Origin of the sequence: Azospira sp. (assembly GCF_030247495.1) — a bacterium.
In the GTDB taxonomy this organism is placed as follows: Bacteria; Pseudomonadota; Gammaproteobacteria; order Burkholderiales; family Rhodocyclaceae; genus Azospira; species Azospira oryzae.
Map to the genome: position 1 here is coordinate 84,786 of NZ_JAOTRW010000009.1, position 19,040 is coordinate 103,825.

Annotated in this window: 17 protein-coding genes; 3 read left to right on the forward strand and 14 right to left on the reverse strand. The window is 70.0% G+C overall.

Annotated features, from left to right (window positions below):
• Positions 1-4: 4 nt before the first annotated feature.
• The 6 genes from nadD to OEL49_RS14085 all read right to left on the reverse strand — a co-directional run bounded on the left by nadD (position 5) and on the right by OEL49_RS14085 (position 4,418).
• A complete protein-coding gene (gene nadD, locus OEL49_RS14060; RefSeq protein ID WP_287875263.1) occupies positions 5-679 on the reverse strand; it encodes a nicotinate-nucleotide adenylyltransferase in 675 nt (224 codons plus the stop codon).
• Positions 663-1,493 (reverse strand): BPSS1780 family membrane protein, encoded by an 831-nt coding sequence (locus tag OEL49_RS14065; protein ID WP_014235569.1) that lies wholly within the window; start codon positions 1,491-1,493, stop codon positions 663-665. The genes nadD and OEL49_RS14065 overlap by 17 nt, the downstream gene beginning before the upstream one ends.
• 3 nt (positions 1,494-1,496) lie before the next feature.
• Entirely contained in the window at positions 1,497-2,255 is a 759-nt protein-coding gene (locus tag OEL49_RS14070; protein WP_014235570.1) for a BPSS1780 family membrane protein, read from the reverse strand.
• A 90-nt stretch (positions 2,256-2,345) separates the two neighbouring features.
• Positions 2,346-3,287, reverse strand: a complete 942-nt coding sequence (locus OEL49_RS14075; protein WP_014235571.1) for a homoserine kinase — start codon at positions 3,285-3,287, stop codon at positions 2,346-2,348.
• Between the two features lie 7 nt (positions 3,288-3,294).
• Positions 3,295-3,645: a DUF2782 domain-containing protein gene (locus OEL49_RS14080; protein ID WP_014235572.1), complete on the reverse strand. Its 351-nt coding sequence runs from the start codon at positions 3,643-3,645 to the stop codon at positions 3,295-3,297.
• A 44-nt stretch (positions 3,646-3,689) separates the two neighbouring features.
• Positions 3,690-4,418, reverse strand: coding sequence for a TIGR00730 family Rossman fold protein (locus tag OEL49_RS14085; protein WP_014235573.1), 729 nt, complete (start codon positions 4,416-4,418; stop codon positions 3,690-3,692).
• 26 nt (positions 4,419-4,444) lie between these two features.
• Here OEL49_RS14085 and polA point away from each other — a divergent pair, with 26 nt between their 5' ends.
• Positions 4,445-7,177: a DNA polymerase I gene (polA, locus tag OEL49_RS14090; RefSeq protein WP_014235574.1), complete on the forward strand. Its 2,733-nt coding sequence runs from the start codon at positions 4,445-4,447 to the stop codon at positions 7,175-7,177.
• 25 nt (positions 7,178-7,202) lie between these two features.
• Here the strand turns inward: polA and OEL49_RS14095 are convergent, their stop codons facing one another.
• Complete coding sequence (locus OEL49_RS14095; protein WP_014235575.1) at positions 7,203-8,168, reverse strand: glycosyltransferase family 9 protein; 966 nt, start codon at positions 8,166-8,168, stop codon at positions 7,203-7,205.
• Positions 8,165-9,301 carry a glycosyltransferase gene (locus OEL49_RS14100; RefSeq protein ID WP_014235576.1) on the reverse strand — a complete coding sequence of 379 codons (1,137 nt, stop codon included), beginning with the start codon at positions 9,299-9,301 and terminating at the stop codon, positions 8,165-8,167. Before OEL49_RS14100 ends, OEL49_RS14095 begins: the two co-directional genes overlap by 4 nt.
• Before the next feature lie 83 nt (positions 9,302-9,384).
• Here OEL49_RS14100 and OEL49_RS14105 point away from each other — a divergent pair, with 83 nt between their 5' ends.
• Together OEL49_RS14105 and OEL49_RS14110 are read left to right on the forward strand one after the other, a co-directional pair.
• Positions 9,385-10,407 carry a glycosyltransferase family 9 protein gene (locus OEL49_RS14105; protein ID WP_014235577.1) on the forward strand — a complete coding sequence of 341 codons (1,023 nt, stop codon included), beginning with the start codon at positions 9,385-9,387 and terminating at the stop codon, positions 10,405-10,407.
• Positions 10,408-10,445: 38 nt separating this feature from the next.
• Positions 10,446-11,792: an O-antigen ligase family protein gene (locus OEL49_RS14110; protein ID WP_083833906.1), complete on the forward strand. Its 1,347-nt coding sequence runs from the start codon at positions 10,446-10,448 to the stop codon at positions 11,790-11,792.
• Between the two features lie 6 nt (positions 11,793-11,798).
• On the opposite strand, the gene OEL49_RS14115 is transcribed toward OEL49_RS14110, so the two are convergent.
• Genes OEL49_RS14115 through rfaQ form a run of 6 tightly spaced genes read right to left on the reverse strand, consistent with a single transcriptional unit; the run spans position 11,799 to position 19,034 of the window.
• A complete protein-coding gene (locus OEL49_RS14115) occupies positions 11,799-12,755 on the reverse strand; it encodes a glycosyltransferase (RefSeq protein ID WP_014235579.1) in 957 nt (318 codons plus the stop codon).
• Positions 12,742-13,920, reverse strand: coding sequence for a glycosyltransferase family 9 protein (locus tag OEL49_RS14120; protein ID WP_014235580.1), 1,179 nt, complete (start codon positions 13,918-13,920; stop codon positions 12,742-12,744). Before OEL49_RS14120 ends, OEL49_RS14115 begins: the two co-directional genes overlap by 14 nt.
• Positions 13,895-15,001 carry a glycosyltransferase family 4 protein gene (locus OEL49_RS14125; protein ID WP_014235581.1) on the reverse strand — a complete coding sequence of 369 codons (1,107 nt, stop codon included), beginning with the start codon at positions 14,999-15,001 and terminating at the stop codon, positions 13,895-13,897. Before OEL49_RS14125 ends, OEL49_RS14120 begins: the two co-directional genes overlap by 26 nt.
• Complete coding sequence (gene msbA / locus OEL49_RS14130; RefSeq protein WP_014235582.1) at positions 15,001-16,755, reverse strand: lipid A export permease/ATP-binding protein MsbA; 1,755 nt, start codon at positions 16,753-16,755, stop codon at positions 15,001-15,003. The genes OEL49_RS14125 and msbA overlap by 1 nt, the downstream gene beginning before the upstream one ends.
• Positions 16,756-16,794: 39 nt before the next feature.
• Positions 16,795-17,934, reverse strand: a complete 1,140-nt coding sequence (locus tag OEL49_RS14135) for a glycosyltransferase family 4 protein (RefSeq protein WP_014235583.1) — start codon at positions 17,932-17,934, stop codon at positions 16,795-16,797.
• Positions 17,931-19,034, reverse strand: a complete 1,104-nt coding sequence (gene rfaQ, locus OEL49_RS14140) for a putative lipopolysaccharide heptosyltransferase III (RefSeq protein ID WP_014235584.1) — start codon at positions 19,032-19,034, stop codon at positions 17,931-17,933. Before rfaQ ends, OEL49_RS14135 begins: the two co-directional genes overlap by 4 nt.
• Positions 19,035-19,040 lie beyond the last annotated feature (6 nt).

Sequence of the window (19,040 nt, forward strand, 5' to 3'; positions counted from 1 at the left end):
GTGCCTAATTGCTGGGGGTTGAAAGATATAGTTGCTGCGCCTGAATATAAGCGATCACCGCTTCAGGCAGCAAATAACGGGGGCTGCGGCCGGCGGCCAGCAGCTGGCGGATCTGGGTGGCGGCGATGGCCAGGGGCGTCATGGGGAAGGTGGCGATGCCGCCGGCGAGGGCGGCCTGCAGCTCCCGGGGGCTGCAGCGGCGGGCCTGGAATTCCCGGGCCAGCTCCACCGGCAGGGCCGCCGGATCGATGGAAAAGCCGGGCCGGTACACCACCGCCACGTGGGCCAGGGCCAGGATGTCCTGCCAGCGGTGCCAGGTGGGCAGGCCGGCGAAGGCGTCGGCGCCGGTGAGCAGCACCAGGGGCTGGGCCGGGCCGCACTCCCGGCGCAGGCGCTCCAGGGTAAGCACCGTATAGCTGGGGTCGGCGCTGGCCACCTCGGCGCCGTCCACGGCGAAGGCCGGATTGTCCTGCACCGCCAGGCGCACCATCTGCAGCCGCTGCTGGGGCGTGGCCCGGGGCTCGGCCCGATGGGGCGGCCGGCCGGCGGGAATCCAGCGCACCTGGGCCAGGTCGAGATTCTCCAGCGCCTCCTGGGCCAGGCGCAGATGGCCGTGGTGAATGGGGTCGAAGGTGCCGCCGAAGACGCCGATGGGGCGCTGCTCAGGCATGGTCGCCATCGCCGCCGCCCTCTTCCGGCCCTTCCTCGTCGCCCACCGTGGTGGCGAAGGCCGGCGCGCCTTCGACAAAGACTTCCCGGTAGCTGACGTAGAAGCTGGCCACCAGGCTCGGCGCCAGGATCAGGATCAGGGGCACCATGACGATGGCCGCCGCCATGCCGGGGCCCAGGATCATGCCCAGCAGCCCCATGGCCAGGGCCGGCACCAGGCCGCTCCACAGCAGGATGGAGAGGCTGTAGGTGAGGAACGGCCGCCAGTTGCGCAGGCAGGCGAAGAAGGAGAAGAAGAGGGCCTTGCCGGCGCCCTGCCGGTGCCAGGCGGCCAGCATGGGGGCGAACCAGAAGGCCATGACCAGGGGCACCACCAGCAGCAGGGCCAGCTGGGTGGCGAGGAGGAATTCAGGATTGTCCGCCGGCAGGTCGCCGTGGTCGCCGCCGATGAACATGAGGCGGAACAGGTCGCCCCCGTCCACCAGGGAGGCCAGGCCCAGGATCAGCAGGGTGCCGCACAGATAGAGCCCGCCCAGACCCACCAGCACCGGGGCCTGGGGGCGGATGCCGGTGCTCAGGGACTGGGGCGTGACGGCCAGGCCCCGGTCGAGCACGCGGCAGGCGTTCATCAGCACCAGGGACAGGGCCGGCATGGCCAGATAGGTGATGAGGCTACCGATGAACGGCAGGCTGCCCACCAGGGCCAGCAGCATCCAGTAGGTCAGCAGGAGCAGGCTGAGGATGGCCGGATTGCGCCGGAACAGGGCGTAGCCGGCGCCCAGCCAGCGCCAGCCGCGGGCGGCGGGAAGGTTCAGTGCCTGCATGGATCAAGCGGTGGGGAAAATATCCCGGTAGGAGGCATAGAGGACGGCGAAGGACACCGGCAGCAGGACAAGGAAACCGAGGCCCATGGGCAGGGCGGCGACGAAGAAGAGCACACCCATGATGAGGCCGAGGACGGTGAAGGGCAGGATGTTCTTCAGGCAGGCGCTGAAGCTGGCCTTGAGGGCGGGCACCGGCTGCATGTGGTTGAAGTAGACCAGGGCCGGGGCGAACCAGAAGGCCATGAACAGGGGGACGGCCAGGGCCAGGCTGATCATCACCGCCAGCAGGACGCCGGCGATGGCCACGCCAAAGCCGCCGGTGGCGGCGCCGCCCACGAGGGAACCGCCGCCGATGAGCATGCCCACCGCCAGGATGCCGAACCAGCCCAGCATGTAGCACAGGCCCACCACCACCAGCCCGGTGGTTTCCCGGGAGAAGCCGGCGAAGAGGTCGTTCAGTTCCACCTTGCCGCCCTCCTCCTGGCGCCGCACCGCCTGCAGCACGCCGGCGGCCAGCAGGGGCAGCAGCAGGTGGGAGGCCAGGGCGCCGGCCAGGGGCACCATGGCCACCGCCAGGGTCAGCACCAGGAAGACCAGGGCCAGCACCACCCAGGCGCCGGGGGCGCGGGTAAACAGGTCCCAGCCGAAACGCAGCCATTCGATGGCGGCACCGGCCGGCACCACCCGGCAGCTGCCGTCGAAGGGCGGCGGCGCCATGGGAAAGGTGGGCGTGGAATCCGGGGAGCTGGCGTCGGCAGACATGGTAAAAACCGTTGAAAAATCAGGAATGGCGCCATGCTAACGACACGGCGGGGGGTTGGCAATTGGCACCGCCGCGGCGGCGGCCGGAAATCAGTCGAGCCAGGGGGCCGCCGGATGGCGGCGACGGGCCAGCAGGAGGTCCCGGAAATGCCGGGGATCCTTCACCAGCACCTGGCGGCCGGCCCGGGGCGCATGGAAGTCCTGCAGGCGCGACAGCCAGAAACGCAGCGCCGCCCGGCGCAGGAGCCGGGGCCAGGCCCGGGCCTCCGCCGCCTGCAGGGGGCGCCGCCGGTGGTAGGCCTGCAACAGGGCCCGGGTGCGGCCGGGTTCCAGGTTGCCGGCCCCATCCAGGCACCAGTCGTTGGCGGCCACCGCCAGGTCGAACAGCAGCTGGTCCCGGGCGGCGAAATAGAAATCCAGCAGGCCGGACAGGCGTTCCCCCTGGAACAGCACATTGTCGCGGAACAGGTCAGCATGAACGAGGCCTTCGGGCAAGGCCTCGGCCGGCCCGGCCTGGTAGGCCAGTTCATCCTGCAGCAGGGCCCCATCGTCGCCGGAGAGCAGGGGCAGCACCTGGGCGGCGGCCTGACGGCGCCACGCCTCGCCCCGGGGGTTGTCCTGCACGCCATCGTAGGTGGCGGCGGCCAGATGCAGCCGGGCCAGGGCATCGCCCACGGCAGCGCAGTGGGCCGGGCCCGGCGCCTCCACTTCCTGCCCCGTCAGGCGGGACACCAGCACCGCCGGCTTGCCGGCCAGGGGGCGCAGGATAGCCCCGGCGCCATCGGCCACCGGTGCCGGACAGGGCAGGCCCTGGCGGGCCAGGTGGGCCATCAGGCCCAGGTAGAAATCAAGCTCCGCCGCCCCCAGGGTCTCGAACAGGGTGAGGACCCAGGTGCCGCGGCCGGTGGTGACGAAATAGTTGGTGTTCTGGACGCCGGCGGCGATCCCGGCGAAATCCGCCAGGGCGCCGACGTCGCAGCCGGAAAGCCAGTCCTTCAGCTGCTCCCGGGTGACGGGAGTGAAGACCGACACGGCCGGATCAGAAGGTGCCGATCACCCACATGGGGACGCGCACGCCGCTGTCCACCGGGTCCTTGCGGGAGAAGGTGCCGTCGCCCTGGTCGTCCACCAGGTAGTAGGGAACGCCGTGGCTGGGGGTGACCTTGAGCATGTAGAGCTTGCCGTTGACCCGGTATTCCTCCACGGTCTCGTTCTCCCGCTTCTTGATGGTCACCTGGGGTTCCATGGCGGCATCGAAGGGCACCATCTCGGGCGGCGGCGGCGGCACCGCCGGCAGGGGCTGCAGGTCGGTACGGCCGGCCTGGGCAAAAGCCGCGCCGGTGCAGACCAGCAGGGAGAGGGAAGCGGCAAGGAGGGAAAGACGACGCATGGGATGGCCTTTGCAAGATAGCCCGATTCGGATGCCCGATTTTATTACAAATTGAGCAGCATCTCCCGCTCGTCGGGCAGGGGGGCAAAGCCGCGGGTCTCGTAGTGCTTGAAAATGGCCTCGACGATCTGGTCCGGCTCGTCGATCACCTGGATCAGGTCCAGGTCGTCCGGCGATACCATGCCCTCGCCCACCAGGCGGTCCTTGAACCATTCCAGAAGGCCGCGCCAGAAGGGCTCGTGCACCAGGATCAGGGGAATCTTGCGGCTCTTGCCGGTCTGGATCAGGGTCAGGGCCTCCAGCACCTCGTCCAGGGTGCCAAAGCCCCCGGGCATGACCACGTAGGCGCTGGCGAACTTGACGAACATGAACTTGCGCGCAAAGAAGTGGCGGAAGGACTGGGAGATGTCCTGGTAGGGATTGGCCATCTGCTCGTGGGGCAGCTGGATGTTGAGACCAATGGAGGGGCTCTTGCCGTGGTAGGCGCCCTTGTTGGCCGCTTCCATGATGCCGGGGCCGCCGCCGGAGATGACCGAGAAACCGGCATCGGAGAGCTTGCGGGCGATCTCCTCGGTCAGCTGGTAATAGGGCGACTCGGGCTTGATGCGGGCGCTGCCGAAGATGGAGACGGCCGGGCGGATGGCCGCCAGCCGTTCGGTGGCCTCCACGAACTCTGCCATAATGCCGAAAATCCGCCAGGATTCCCGGGCCGACATGGCGCTGGTGATGGTGTCGGGGTCCGCCAGGGGCGGGAGTTTGGTTCTTTCGCTCATTTTTTTGTCTTCTGGATTTTGTTCTTATGCCGATGCTGCTGCTGGTGGACGGATCGTCCTACCTTTACCGCGCCTTCCACGCCCTGCCGGATCTGCGCAACAAGGCAGGAGAGCCTACTGGCGCCATTTACGGCGTGTTGAACATGCTACGCCGGCTGGAAAGCGACTACAAGGCAGAAGGCGTCACCTACAAGGCCGTGGTCTTCGACGCCAAGGGCAAGACCTTCCGCGACGACTGGTACCCGGAATACAAGGCCCAGCGCCCGCCCATGCCCACCGACCTGGTGGCCCAGATCGAACCCCTGCACGCCGCCATCAAGGCTTCCGGCTGGCCGCTGCTGATGGAGGACGGCGTGGAGGCGGACGACGTCATCGGCACCCTGGCCCGCCAGGCCGAAGCCGCCGGCATGGACGTGGTCATCTCCACCGGCGACAAGGACCTGACCCAGCTGGTCAGCCCCCGGGTGCGCTGGGTCAACACCATGAGCAACGAGGTGCTGGACGAGGCCGGCGTCACCGCCAAGTTCGGCGTCGAGCCGGGCCGCATCGTGGACTACCTGGCCCTCATCGGCGACACGGTGGACAACGTGCCCGGCGTCGCCAAGGTGGGGCCCAAGACCGCTCTCAAGTGGCTGGAACAGTACGGCACCCTGGACAACATCATGGCCAACGCCGAGGCCATCGGCGGCGTGGTGGGCAACAACCTGCGCCAGGCCCTGGACTTCCTGCCCCTGGGCAAAAAGCTGGTGACCGTGGTGTGCGACCTGCCGCTGCCGGAAACGCCGGCCAGCCTGGCGCCCCGCCCCCTGGACAAAGCCGCCCTGGAAGAAATCTTCAGCCGCTACGAATTCAAGACCTGGCTGCGGGAACTGCAGGGCGAAGGCGCGGCCGCCGGCGATGCCGAAGCCGCCGGTGACGCCACGACCGCCCCCGCTGCCCCGGCTGGCGCCCACCGCCAGCATTACGAAACCATCCTCACCTGGGAGGCCTTCGAGCGCTGGCTGGCCAAGATCCAGGCCGCCCCCCTGGTGGCCCTGGATACGGAAACCACCAGCCTGGACCCGCTCTCGGCCCGCATCGTCGGCATTTCCTTCGCCCTGACGCCGGGGGAGGCCGCCTACATCCCGGTGGCCCACAACTACCCGGGTGCCCCCGACCAGCTGCCCCGGGAGCAAGTCCTGGCGCGCCTCAAGCCCTGGCTGGAAGCCAGCAACCACGCCAAGCTCGGGCAGAACCTGAAATACGACCAGCACGTCTTCGCCAACCACGACATCGCCCTCAAGGGCATCGTGCACGACACCCTGCTGCAGTCCTACGTGCTGGAAAGCGACAAGGGCCACGACCTGGAACAGCTGGCCCGCCGCCACCTGGGACTGGAGACCATTCCCTACACCGCCCTGTGCGGCAAGGGCGCCAACCAGATCGGCTTCGACCAGGTGGCCATCGACCAGGCCGCCGAATATTCGGCGGAGGATTCGGACCTGACCCTGCGGGTCCATCAAAACCTGTTCCCCGCCATCGCCGCCGACGCCAAGCTCAACTGCATCTACAGCGACATCGAAATGCCAGCCCGGGAAGTGCTGTTCGCCATGGAGCGCCACGGCGTGCTCATCGACAGCGGCCTGCTGCAGGCCCAGAGCAACGAGCTGGGGCGCAAGCTGGTGGAGCTGGAAGCCAAGGCCGTGGAGATCGCCGGCCAGCCCTTCAACCTCAATTCACCCAAGCAGCTGGCGGAGATCCTGTTCACCCAGCTGGGCCTGCCGGTGGTGAAGAAGACCCCGGGCGGCGCCCCCTCCACCGACGAGGAGGTGCTCTCCGAACTGGCCCTGGACTACCCCCTGCCCAAGGCCCTGCTCGAATACCGGGGCCTGGCCAAGCTGAAGAGCACCTACACCGACAAGCTGCCGCGCATGGTCAATCCCCATACCGGCCGGGTGCACACCAGCTTCTCCCAGGCCGTGGCCGTCACCGGCCGCCTGGCCTCAAGCGACCCCAATCTGCAGAACATCCCCGTGCGCACCGCCGAAGGCCGCCGCATCCGCGCCGCCTTCATCGCCCCGCCGGGCTGCAAGATCGTTTCCGCCGACTATTCCCAGATCGAGCTGCGCATCATGGCCCACCTTTCGGGCGACCATGGCCTGCTCGACGCCTTCGCCAAGGGCGAGGACGTGCACCGGGCCACGGCGGCGGAAATCTTCGGCATCATGCCCCTGGAAGTCACCGCGGAGCAGCGGCGTTACGCCAAGACCATCAACTTCGGCCTCATCTACGGCATGAGCGCCTTCGGCCTGGCCCGCTCCCTGGAAATAGAGCGCAGCGCCGCCCAGACCTACATCGAACGCTATTTCGCCCGCTACCCCGGCGTCGCCCGCTACATGGAAGAAACCCGGGAACTGGCCAAGCGCCAGGGCTATGTGGAAACCGTCTTCGGCCGCCGCCTGTGGCTGCCGGACATCCGCGCCAGCCAGGCCGGCCGCCGCCAGGGCGCCGAGCGGGCCGCCATCAATGCGCCCATGCAGGGCACGGCAGCGGACATCGTCAAACTGGCCATGACCGCCACCGCCCGCTGGCTCGCCGACAGCGGCCTGCAGAGCAGCCTGGTGCTGCAGGTGCACGACGAACTGGTGCTGGAAGTGCCGGAAGGGGAACTGGCCCGGGTCCGGGCCGAGCTGCCGGCCATCATGGGCCAGGTGGCCAAACTGGCCGTGCCCCTGGTGGTGGATGTGGGCGTCGGCAATAACTGGGACGAGGCCCACTAGGCGCAGGCAGGCCCCGCGCCGTCCCTCAGGAAGCCCCGGTCACCCGCAGGAAGGCGGCCTCCACCGTCTCCACGTCCAGGTCCGCCACGTCCTGACTGTCGCTCTGCAGCACCTGGCGGGGCACCGCCCAGGGCTGCCACTGCTCCACCGACGATTTGCCGAACAAGGCCAGCACCGGCTTGCCCTGGGCCGCCGCCACATGCATGGCGCCGCCGTCGGCGCAGAGCATGACGTCGGCCAGGGAGAGGCCGGCGATCAGCTCTTCCAGGTGCCGGGTCGGCACCGGTGCCACCGGCAGACCGGCCAGGGCTGCCATGATGCGGCCGGCCTTGGCATCGTCCCCAGGATGCAGGGGATCATCCTCCGCCCCCGGCGCCCAGAACAGCAACACCTGGCGCACCACGCCCCGCTCCAGCAGGCGCCGCACCAGTTCGACGAAGCGGTCCTCCGGCCAGCGCTGGGAAGGCTTGCGCGCCGACACGTGCAGGGCCAGACGCAGCCCCTCTCCCGGCACCGCCGGCAGCGCCGCCTGCAGACGTGCCCGCACGGCGGCATCGGCCACCAGGCGCATGGGACCTGGCGCCGGCACCGGCCCCAGGGACTGCAGCAGGCGCTGGGTTCGCTCCACCTCGTGGCCACCGCCCCGCTCCTCCTGGGCGATGATGCGCCGGGCCCCGATCCAGCGGGCAAAGCCGCTGCCGCCGGCAGAGGCGACCAGGATCAGGTCCAGGCGCCGACGGCGCAGGCCCACCAGCATCTTCAGGGTGCGCCACCAGACGCCGAGGAGGGACTCGCCGGCGGCCCGATGCTTGCCCTTGCAATAGGCGAAGACCGCATCCACATCCGGATTGCCGGCCAGGGCCGGGGCGTTGTAGGAATTGGCGAGGACGCCGATCCAGGCCTGGGGATAGGTCTGGCGCAGGCTCGCCAGCAGGGGGGTGGTGCACAACAGGTCGCCGATGTTGTCGCGGCGGATCACCAGTATCTTCATGCCGTTTCCAGTTCGTTGCGGGCCCATTCGGCCACGCCACCCAGGCGGCGGGTGAAGGCCGCGAAGGAAAAATTGTCCAGGTGGGCCCGTGCCCGGGCCTCATCCACCCGGTCCTGCCCGTCGCCCCGCAGGCCCAGCAGGACCCGTTCGAAATCCCGCCCCTGGTCCAGCCGGGGGTCGGCGTAGAGGTAGCCGGTCACCCCGTCGACGATGGTCTCGTTGAAGGGCGGCGCCGCCATGGCCAGGACCTTGGTGCCGGCGGCCTGGGCCTCCAGGACATTGAGCCCCAGGGCTTCCTTTTCCGGCAGCCCCGCCACCAGGTAGTCGATGCTCTCGTAGAGGCTGCGCACGTCGCTCTGCTGGCCCCAGAAACGCACCTGGGCCGCCACCGGCGCCAGGGCCCGGCGCAGGTCCCGCACCGAGGCGTAGCCGCCGCTGCCGAAAATATCCAGCTGCACTTCCGGATGCCGGGCCAGTACCGGCGCCAGGGCGGCAAACAACTGGGGAAACTGCTTGATCGGCGTCAGCCGGGAGACCACCCCCAGCACCAGCCCGGGACGGCGCACATAGGGCTGGCGGGGCCGCAGGGCCAGCTGCAGGGGCTCGAAGAAGCCGAACAGGCGATCGCGGAACTTGCGCCGGTCCCAGTCGTACTCCGACTCCCGCTCCACCGGCCGCAAAGCTGCTGACCGGGGCCGCAGGTCTGGGATACCATACAGGGCCTCGCGCCACACCGGAATATTGGCGGCCTGCAGCCCCGCACGGACGTACCCGGAAACCGGGAAGACCATGCGGTAGGGCAGGAACGGCCGGGCACTGCGCTGGTACATGGGCATGTGGGCCATGGAGGTGAGCAGATGCCGCGGTGCCAGTTGCCGCGCCACCTCGTCCGGAAAGGGCGCCTGGTTCAGCACCCAGGCCGCCTGGTCGCCCAGCAGGGCGGGAATTTCCCCGGCGTCGCGCACCGCCACCCGTTCGATACTGGGATTGAGCAGGGAACCCCAGAAAGGCGCGTCGGCATGGCAGACGAGTTTGGCCGCAAGGCCCAGTTCCGCCGCAGCGTGGGCCGTGGCGGCGGTGTACAGCTCGCCGCCGCCCATGTGCTGTTGCAGGTTGATTTGAATGAGTTGCATCGACACTTCCTGCCCTTAAGCGGGCCCGCATCTTCCCGGCAGCCGCAGAAGACAAGACAGTTGGCTATATGGCAAAAGACACCATGAAGGTTCTGATTATAAAACGCGACAAGATCGGGGATATGCTGCTCACCACCCCGATCCTCAAACTGTTGCGGCAAAAGCACCCCCAGGCCACCCTGCATGTCCTGGCCAACGACTACAACGCCTGGGTGCTCGACGGCAATCCGGACGTGGACGAAGTAATCGTCTATCCCCGGGTCCGCCACGACGGCCGGCTGCGCCTCGGCGCCATCTTCAGCCACCTGGCCCTGACCCGGCGCCTCAAGCGCGAACGCTACGACTACGTGGTCATCGCCAACGGTGGCGAATCGCCCCGGGCCATCCGCCGCGGCCTCTCCTACCGGCCGGGCAAGCTGCTGGCCTATGTGGAAAGCGAGCGCTTCCGCCACCATCCCGCACTGCAGGCCATCAGCTCGGACAAGCGCCACGAAAGCGAACGCATGCTGCAACTGTTCGCCCCCCTGGGCCTGGACGGCGACATGCCCCTGCCGCCGCCCCGGCTCAATTTCTCCCCCGCCCAGCTGGAAGCGGCCCGCCAATGGCTCGCCACCTGGCAGCAGGGCGCACCGGACAACTTCATCATCATCGGCCTGGGTGCCCGCCGCCGGCAGAAGCAGCCCAGCGCCGAGCAGGTCCGCCGCTGGGCCGACGCTGCCCTGCAACGCTGGGGCACGCCGACGGTGGTGGTGTGGACGCCGGGCCAGCGGGACAACCCCCTCTATCCCGGCGACGACGAGCTGGTGGCCCCCCTGCTGGCCGCGCCCCAGCCCCACATCCGCCCCTACAGCGGCAGCCTGCAGACGGTGATCGGCCTCATCGGCCTGTCCCGGGCCAGCCTGTTTCCCGACAGCGGCCTGATGCACATTGCCTCCGCCGCGCCCGGCGGTGTGGTCGGCCTTTTCGCCGACCGCCAGAATTCCGCCGACCCGGACCGCTGGGGCCCACTGGGCGACCGGGCCATCGTCCTCGAAGCCCCCCACTCGGTGGCCGAGCTGGAGGACGAGGCCGTGCTGGCCGCCCTGGAACGACATCTGCGCCCCTGAGCCCCACCCTCCCGCCAGCCAGCCACGAACCTTCGCCCATGCCGACGATGCCGCGCCAGCCCACCCTGCCCCTCTTCGCCTCCCTCTGGATTTTCCTGGCGGTGTTCCTGCTGCCCATGGACAAGGCCATCGCCCTGCGCAATCTGGTCCTGCTGCTGGGTCTCGGCCTGTGCCTGTGGCAATGGCGGCAGCTGCTGCCCCGGCTGCGGCAGGATGCCCTGCCCCGCTTCGCCCTTGGCGGCCTGACCGCCTTCATCGCCCTGCTGCTGCTGCAGACCCTGTTCTTTGCCGAAAATCGGGCCTTCTCCGCCGGCGCCATCCTGGGCGAATGGCTGGGAGCCGCCCTGGTGCTGGGCCTTGGCATGGGCGTCGCGCTGCTGGCCGGTGCTCCCCGCCAGGCCGCGGCCCAGGGCATCAGCATGGCCCTGCTGGCCCTGCTGGCCCATGTCCTGTGGATGCTGGGCTACCAGCTGCTGCCGGTCTTTTCCGGCCAGCCGCCGCGGCTGGGCCTGATGCCGTTTGCCGAACGGGACTTCCACAGCCAGCTGGTGGCGCCCCTGACCCTGCTGCTGCTGGCCGAAACCGTGCTGCGCAAATGGGACCTGCCCGGGCTGCTGCCCTGGTCCAACCGTGTCCTGCACGGCGCCCTGGTGCTGGCCCTGCTCGGTGTGGTCGGCGTCAATGGCCGCACCACCCTGATCCACATCGGCGCCGGCGGCCTGCTGCTGGTGGCCGCCCTGGTCCTGGCCCATCCGCAGCGGGGCAGCGGCACCCGGCGCAAGGCCGTCCTCGGCGTCGGCATTGCCCTCGCCCTGCTGGCCGCCACCTCCCTGACCCTGGACAAACGCTGGCAGAAGCTGGGGGATTCCTTCGCCGCCGGCCTCAAGGTGCAGGAAAACCGTACCTGGCTCGACGACCGGCGCTACCCCCTGCCCACCCTGCCCTCGGGCCAGGAGGCAGACCACTCGGCCTACCTGCGGGCCGCCTTCGGCACCCTGGCCCTGCAGGGCATCGCCAACCATCCCATGGGTATCGGCTACAGCATCGATGCTTTCGGCCGCGTCATCCTCCTCGACCAGGGCGAGCGGACTGCCATCATCAGCAGCCATTCGAGCATCCTGGACTTCACCCTGGGCACGGGCCTGCTCGGCCTGGCCGGCCTCACCCTGCTGGTTGCCCTGGGTTGCCGCGGTCTCTACCGGCGCTACCGGCAGACGGGCGACGCGGCGGCCCTGCTGGCCATGCTGGTGATCGCCAGCTACTACCTGCGTTGCTTCCCGGAGGGCCATCTGAGCGGCTGGCGCCTCAAGCTGACCCTGCTGCTCACCGGCCTGTTGCTGGGGGCCAGCCTGCTGCAGCGCAGCCGGGCCACTGCCCGGCGCTGACCCGCCTCAGGCGCCGTGACGGCGGCGCCAGTCCGCCAGCAGGGCCAGCAGTTCCTCGGCCCGGTGCCGGTAGCTGTGGCACGCCAGGACCCGCCGATAGGCCCGTTCGGCGATGGCCCGGGCTTCGGCAAAATTTCCCAGATAGTAGTCGATGCGCTGCAACGCCTGCTCCAGGTCGGTGTAGTCCGCCCACTCGTCCGCGGCGAAGGCATCGGCCGCGTGCAGGCGATAGTCCGAGAGCAGGAAACCGCCGCAGGCGGGAATGCCGAAACAGCGCTCCGGCAGGCCATAGCCCATGGGGGCGCCGTACTCGCAGCCGGCACCGTAGTTAATGTTGATGCGCGAGGTCTGCACCAGTTCCACCTGCTCCGCCACGCTCATGGGCGTGCGCGAGGTGTCGATGAAGCGGTAATTGATGCCACGGCTCTCCAGGGCCTGGGCCAGGGCGCCGAAGAAGCGCTCCCGCGGCAGGTATTCCTTGTAGCGGTCCGCATTCATGGCGCCGAAGAAGGTGACGTCGTAGCGGTAGTTGCCCTCGTCCCGCAGGGACTCCAGGCTGCGGCCGGCCAGGTTGTAGGCGGCGATGCTGGCGCCGTTGTGCAGCAGCGCCACTTCCTTGCCGAAACGCCAGTCGTCGGTGATGGCGTGGGTGGCGTAGATGTCCAGCCCCTCCAGGCGGCTGGCCAGGGCCAGGCGCCAGGGGCGCTTGTTGAGGTAGCCCGGCGCATCCCGGTTCCAGGCGATCACCGGCACCCCGGGGCCCAGCACCCGCTTCAGCTTCCAGGCCCGCCAGGGACGGGAAACGTAGTCGTAGAAACCGAGCAGGCCGGCCACCACCTCGCAGTCCGGCGGCACCGCCGCAGCCACCTCGCCCCGCAGCACCCGAATCCCCAGTTGCTCCAGTTCGGCATTGAGGGGGGTGGGCTTGGAAGCCAGGTCGAGGAAGACCTTAGGACGGGACATGGACGGTGCTCGCGGCATCGGGATCGGAGGAAAGACGGTCGCCGGCCAGCTCCGGCAGCAGGGAGGCGATGGCCGCCTGCACGGCGGGCAGACTAACCGCCTCCATGCAGCGGGCCCGTTGGCATTCCCGGGGGCTGCGCTGGCAGCGCTCGACCCAGGGCAGGACGCGCTTGAACAGGGTGTGCTGGTCGCGGCAGGGGAAATGGGCCTCGCCCACGGCGGCAAAGGGGGCCTCGCTCCAGAAGGAGCCGGCGCCGAAGAGGGCCGGGGAGCCGGGGCCGAACAGGCAGACGGTGGGCACGCCCACCACCTTGCCCAGGTGGGCCACGCCCGTATCCGGGCAGACCAGCAGGCGGGCGCCGGCCAGCAACTGCCACAGCTGGGCCAGATCCAGGGTACCGGGGAAGGCGGGATAGCGGCCGACGGCGTCGATGCCGGCCAGGGCCGCCGTCTCGCCGGGGCCGCAGCTCCACACCGGCTGCAGACCGCAAGCTTCCAGGTGCTCCGCCAGGGCCTGCCAGTGGGCCGGGGCCCAGTGGCGCAGGGGCGAACCGGCGCCCACGTGCAGCACGGCGTAGGGGCCGGCAGGGCGTTGGAAGGGAGCGGCCGGCGGCGCCGGCCAGTCGGCCGGAGCGTAGCGGCCGGGCGCCGCGGGAGCAGCCAGGCTGGCGAAGATGTCGGCCAGGGCCGTGGGGACGGCGGGCCAGGGGCGCAGTTCGTCGCAGAGGGCGTTCTTCCACGCCGGCCGGTCCGCCGCCAGGGCCGCGATCCAGCGGCTGCCCAGGGCCCGGGCCAGCAGGGCGTGGCGGTTGTCGCCGGGCACCAGGGCCAGGTCGAAGCCGCCCAGGCGGCGGGCCTCGGCATAAAGGGCGGCCAGGGTCTCCGGCTGGCGCGGGTCGAAGGCCAGGGCCCGGACGCCGTAGGGCCGCCCGGCGAAAAGGGGCACCAGGGCCGGGGCGCAGGTGGTGACGATGTCCGCCGCCGGATGCTGGCGACGCAGGGCAGCGAAGAGGGGCGCCAGCATCAGGGTGTCGCCGAGGAGCAGGCGGTGGGCCACCAGGATGGTGGCCGGCGCCCCGGGGGCCCGGCGCGGCCCCAGGGAATGGGCCAGGGCCCGGGCCAGCAGGCCCAGGCGGCCCTTAGCGCGGCTGCTGGGCGATGGCATGGCGGAAGATGGTCTCCATGCGGTCGAGCATGGTTTCCCGGTCATAGCCTTCCAGACAGCGCCGCCGCGCCGCCGCGCCCAGCAGCTGGCGGCGTCCGCTGTCGGCCGCCAGTTCCTCCATGCGGGCCTGCAGGGCGGCCACGTCCTTGGTCGGCACCATCAGGGCGGTCTCGCCGTCGCTGGCCAGCTCACTGATGCTGCCCACATCGGTGGTGATGCAGGCCAGGCCGCAGGACATGGCCTGCATCAGGGCCTGGGGCACGCCCTCGTTGGCGTAGGAAGGCAGGATGAAGACGTCCATGGCCCGCAGCCAGGGCTGCACGTCCCGCTGCTCGCCGGCCATGATGACCCGGTCGCCCAGGCCCAGGCGGGCGATCTGCTGCTCCAGGGCCTGCTGCTGGGGGCCGCCGCCGACGATGAGCAGGCGGGCCCGGGGATCGTCGATGCGGGCGAAGGCATCGATGAGGTAGCTGTGGCCCTTCCAGCTGCGCAGGGTGGCGACGATGCCGAAAACGCAGGCGTCTTCCGGCAGGCCCAGCTGGGGCCGCAGGGCAGCCTTCTCCGCCGGCATGGCCGGGCTGAAGTGGCGGGTGTCGATGCCGGTGGGAACGGAGGTGAGATGGTCCGGCGGCATGCCGTTGTCGGCGATCATCCGCCGCTTCAGCAGTTCACCGGTGACGGCGATGTGGGCCGAGGCCTTGAGGTACAGCCAGCGGGTGCTGCGGTTGTTGGGGATGGGCACCGAGACGTGGCGGGTGCGCACCAGGGGCGGAGCCTTGGCCAGGGTGGCGCAGGCCAGGGCGGCCAGCCAGCTGTCGGTGGAGCTGTGGGTGTTGATGACGTCCACCGGATTGGCGGCCAGCCAGCGGCGCATGGCGAAAAAGCCGGGCAGGCGCTTGCGGCCGATGGGCAGGGCCACCACCGGCACACCCCGGCCCGGGGCTTCCTGGTAGATGCGGGATTCGGGCGGACACAGCAGCACCACCTCGTGGCCCCGCTCGATCATGCCGGCGGCTTCGGAGAGGATGCGGATCTCCTGGCCGCCCCAGCCGCAGGAGGCTTCGGTGTGCACGATCTTCATCACGCCACCTCCGCGAACTGGAGGCGATAAAGACTGGCGTAGGCCCCTTCCCGGGCCAGTAGCTCGGCGTGGGTGCCCTGCTCGACGATGGCGCCCTGGGCCAGGACGACGATCTTGTCGGCGCTTTCGATGGTGGACAGGCGGTGGGCGATGACCAGGGTGGTGCGGTTCTGCATGAGGGTTTCCAGGGCGGCCTGCACCGCCCGTTCCGATTCGTTGTCCAGGGCCGAGGTGGCCTCGTCGAGGATGAGCACCGGGGCGTCCTTGAGCAGGGCCCTGGCGATGGCCAGGCGCTGCCGCTGGCCGCCGGAGAGGCGGTTGCCGTTTTCGCCGATGACCGTATCGAAGCCTTCCGGCAGGGCCCGGATGAAATCCAGGGCGTGGGCCGCTTCCGCCGCCGCCTCGATCTGCTCCCGGCTGGCGTCGGCAGTGGCACCGTAGGCGATGTTGGCCGCCACCGTGTCGTTGAACAGCAGCACGTCCTGGCTGACGTAGGCGATGTTGCGGCGCAGGCTCTCCAGGCTCAGTTCCTGCAGGTCGTGGCCGTCCAGGCGCAGGCAGCCGCTGTCCGGGTTGTAGAAGCGGGGCACCAGGGCCGCCAGGGTGGACTTGCCGCCGCCGGACTGGCCCACCAGGGCCACGGTCTGGCCGGGGGCGATGTCCAGGGAGACGCCGGCCAGGGCATCCCGCTCGGCACCGGGGTAGCGGAAGGTGACCTGCTCCAGGGTGATGCGGCCTTCGGCCCGGCCCAGGCGGGTCTGGCCCGGATCGGCCTCGGGCGCCTCGTCGAGCAGCTGGAAGACGCTCTCGGCAGACGCCAGGCCGCGCTGCAGGGGGGCGCTGACGTCGGCCAGGCGGCGCAGGGGCGCCAGCAGCATGAGCAGGGCGGTGATGAAGGAGACGAAGCTGCCGACGGAGGTGCTGCCGGAGGCGGACTGGGTCAGGGCCACATAGACGACGATGGCCAGAGCGATGGAAGCGAAGATGTGGGTGATGGGGCTGGTGGCGGAGGAGGCCACGGCCTGGCGCATGCCCTGGCGCCGCACCTCGTTGTTGATCTGGCCGAAGCGGCCAGCCTCCTGGGCCTCGCCGCCGAAGACCTTGATCACCCGGGCGCAGTGGGAGGTCTCCTGCAGGGCTTCCACCATGCGCGCCACGGCCTCCTGGGAGCCGCGGCTGGCGCGGCGCATGCGCCAGGAGAAGGTGCGCATGGACCAGGCGATGGCGGGAATGAGGGCGAAGCAGACCAGGGTCAGCTGCCAGTTGAGCCACAGCAGCCAGCCGAGCAGACCCACCACCGAGAGGCCGTCGCGCAGGATGGTCACCACCACGTTGGTGGCGGCCACGGCGACGCCGTTCACGTCATAGGCGATCTTGGTCAGGGGCACGCTGGAGCCGTGCTTCTGGAAATAGGCGATGGGCAGGCGCACCAGGCGCTGGTACATCTCGTCCCGGATGTCGGTCACCACCCGGTTGGAGACCCAGGAGAAGCCGTAGGAGGAGAAGTAGCTGAAGATGCTGCGCAGGATGAAGACGCCGACGATGCCCAGGGGAATCCAGATGGGATTGCCGAAGCTGCCGGACTTGATGAAGCCATCGTCCAGCAGGGGCTTCATCAGGGCCGGGAAGAGGGGCTCGGTGGCCGCCAGGATGGCGGTGGCCCCCAGGGACAGCGCCACCGCCTTCCAGTACGGGCGCACATACCCGAGGAGGCGGAAATAGAGGGCGCGGGTGTTGAGGTCTTGACGGCTCATAGGGGTGAGGCGGAGGAAACCGCGATTATAGCCGCTCGGCTAGGCCAGGCTGCGGTAAAGGGCCACCAGCCGCTCGGCCATGGCGGCGAGGGAGAGGTCCGCCACCGAGGCCCGGGCCGCATCCCGCATGGCGGCGGCCCGGCCCGGTGCGGCCAGGGCTTCCAGGTGGCGGGTGAGCAGGGGCAGGTCGAGGGCGTCGCCCACGTAGCCGTTCTCCCCCTCCCGGATGCGGGCGGCGATGCCGCAGCTGGTGCTGGTGATGGTGGGCAGGCCGCAGGCCAGGGCCTCCAGGGCGGCGTTGGGCATGGGGTCGTAGAGGGTGGGCAGGACGAAGGCGTCGGCGGCGCCGTAATAGGGCCGCACATCCTTCTGGGGGCCAGTAAAGACGACCCTTTCGCCGATGCCAAGGCTGTCGGCCAGGCGGGACATGGCTTTCAGGCTGCGGTCCCCGCCGACGACCAGCAGGTGCGCCTCCTGGCTGGCCATGGCGGCGAAGGCCCGCAGCAGGCGGGGGACGCCCTTGCGCTCGAAACCGCCGCCGACGTAGAGAAACAGGGGCGCCTCCGCCGCAATGCCGAGGCGGCCCCGCAGCTCCACCCGGTGGGCGGCGGCCAGGCGGGGGTGGAAATGCTCCAGGTCCACCCCGTTTTCGATCAGCACCAGCTTTTCTTCCGGCACCCCGTAGTAGCGCTGCATCTCTTCTGCCACCAGGCGGGAATTGCAGATCACCCGGGCCAGGGCCGGGTGGGTCAGCATGGCCCGCTCCTGGGCCAGGATGTAGCGGTGGAAGCCGGAGAGCCGGTCCAGCCAGCGGGTCAGGCCGCCCCGGGCCCGGGCCCGGTGCTCCAGCCAGGCGGCATGGACCCCGTCGCCGGCGCGGAAAATGCGGCAGCCGGGAATGCGTTCGTGGCTCTGGGTGATGTCGAAGCCGCCCTCGGCCATGGCCTGCTGGGCGCAGCGGGCGAAGGAGGCATCCCGGGCGGCACGGCCGCCCCACAGGCGCGAATAGGGCGGATCGCAGGTGATCTGGGCGAAGCCGGCAGCAGGGGCGCCATCCCAGGAGCGGGTGATGAGGGTGACCTGGGCCCCCTCCTGCACCAGGGCCCCCAGGGCCCGCTCGACGAAGCGCTCGGCGCCGCCGTAGGGGTTGTAGCGCTGACGGACGATGGCGATTTTCAAACGGCAGGCTCCGCCAGCAGTTCCCGGGCGGCGGCCAGCACCGTGGCCGGCGGCAGGGAGACCAGGCAGTCGCTGACCTTGCCGCCGCCGCAGCCGTCGATGCCGCAGGGGCGGCAGGGATGGTCCTGGCTGACGATGACCCGGGAGGGCACGCCCCAGGGGCCCCACTCCTTGTCGCCGGAAGGGCCGAAGAGGGCCACCACGGGCGTGCCCATGGCGGCGGCGATGTGCATGGGGGCCGAGTCCACGCCGATGAAGAGGCGGGCCCGGCCGGCCAGGGCCGCCAGTTCCTTCAGGCTCAGCTGGCCGGAGAGGTCCACCGCGGAACGGGCCAGGCCGGCCTGGATGGCGGCCACCATCTCCCGCTCGGCCGGGTCCGGCGCGGCGGAGATCACCACCGGCCAGCCCTCGGCCTGGAGGCCGTTGATGACGGCGGCCATGGCCTCCGCGGTCCAGCACTTGAAGCGCCAGCGGGAGGCGGGATGCAGATGCACGAAGGGCTTGCCGCCCAGGCCCTGGTCCGCCAGCAGCTGGCCCACCCGGAGCTCCGCTTCCATGCCGGGCACCAGGAACAGGCGCCGCTGATCCGGCGCCGGATAGAGGCCGATGCGGCGCAGGGCGTCCAGGTTGCGTTCCACCGTGTGGCGCAGGGCATTGCCCGGAGCGCCGACGAAATGGGTGAAGCTGTTCTGCCAGAAACCGCCCCGGCCCCTCACCTTGGGCCCCACGGCCCAGCGGGCGCCGACGGCCCGGGCCAGCCAGGCGCCCCGGGGATGGTCGGTGAGGTGGATCACCAGGTCGTAACCGGGATGGCGCAGGGTCTGCAACAGCTGCCATTCGACCCGCAGGTGGCCCCAGGGGCCGAGCTTCTTCCATTGCCGGTCGATGCAGTGCACGGTGTCGATGGCCGGATGCTGGCTCAGCATCTCCGCCGTGTCCCGGTACACCAGGGCGTCGAGGCGGGCCTGGGGCGCCGCCGCCTTGAGGGCGGCGAACACCGGCGCCGACAGCAGCACGTCGCCGTGGTGGCGCAGCTTGATCACCAGGGCGCGGCGCACCTGGTCGAGGGGAACGGCATCGGGAAGATAGGTTTCGGCCATGGCTCG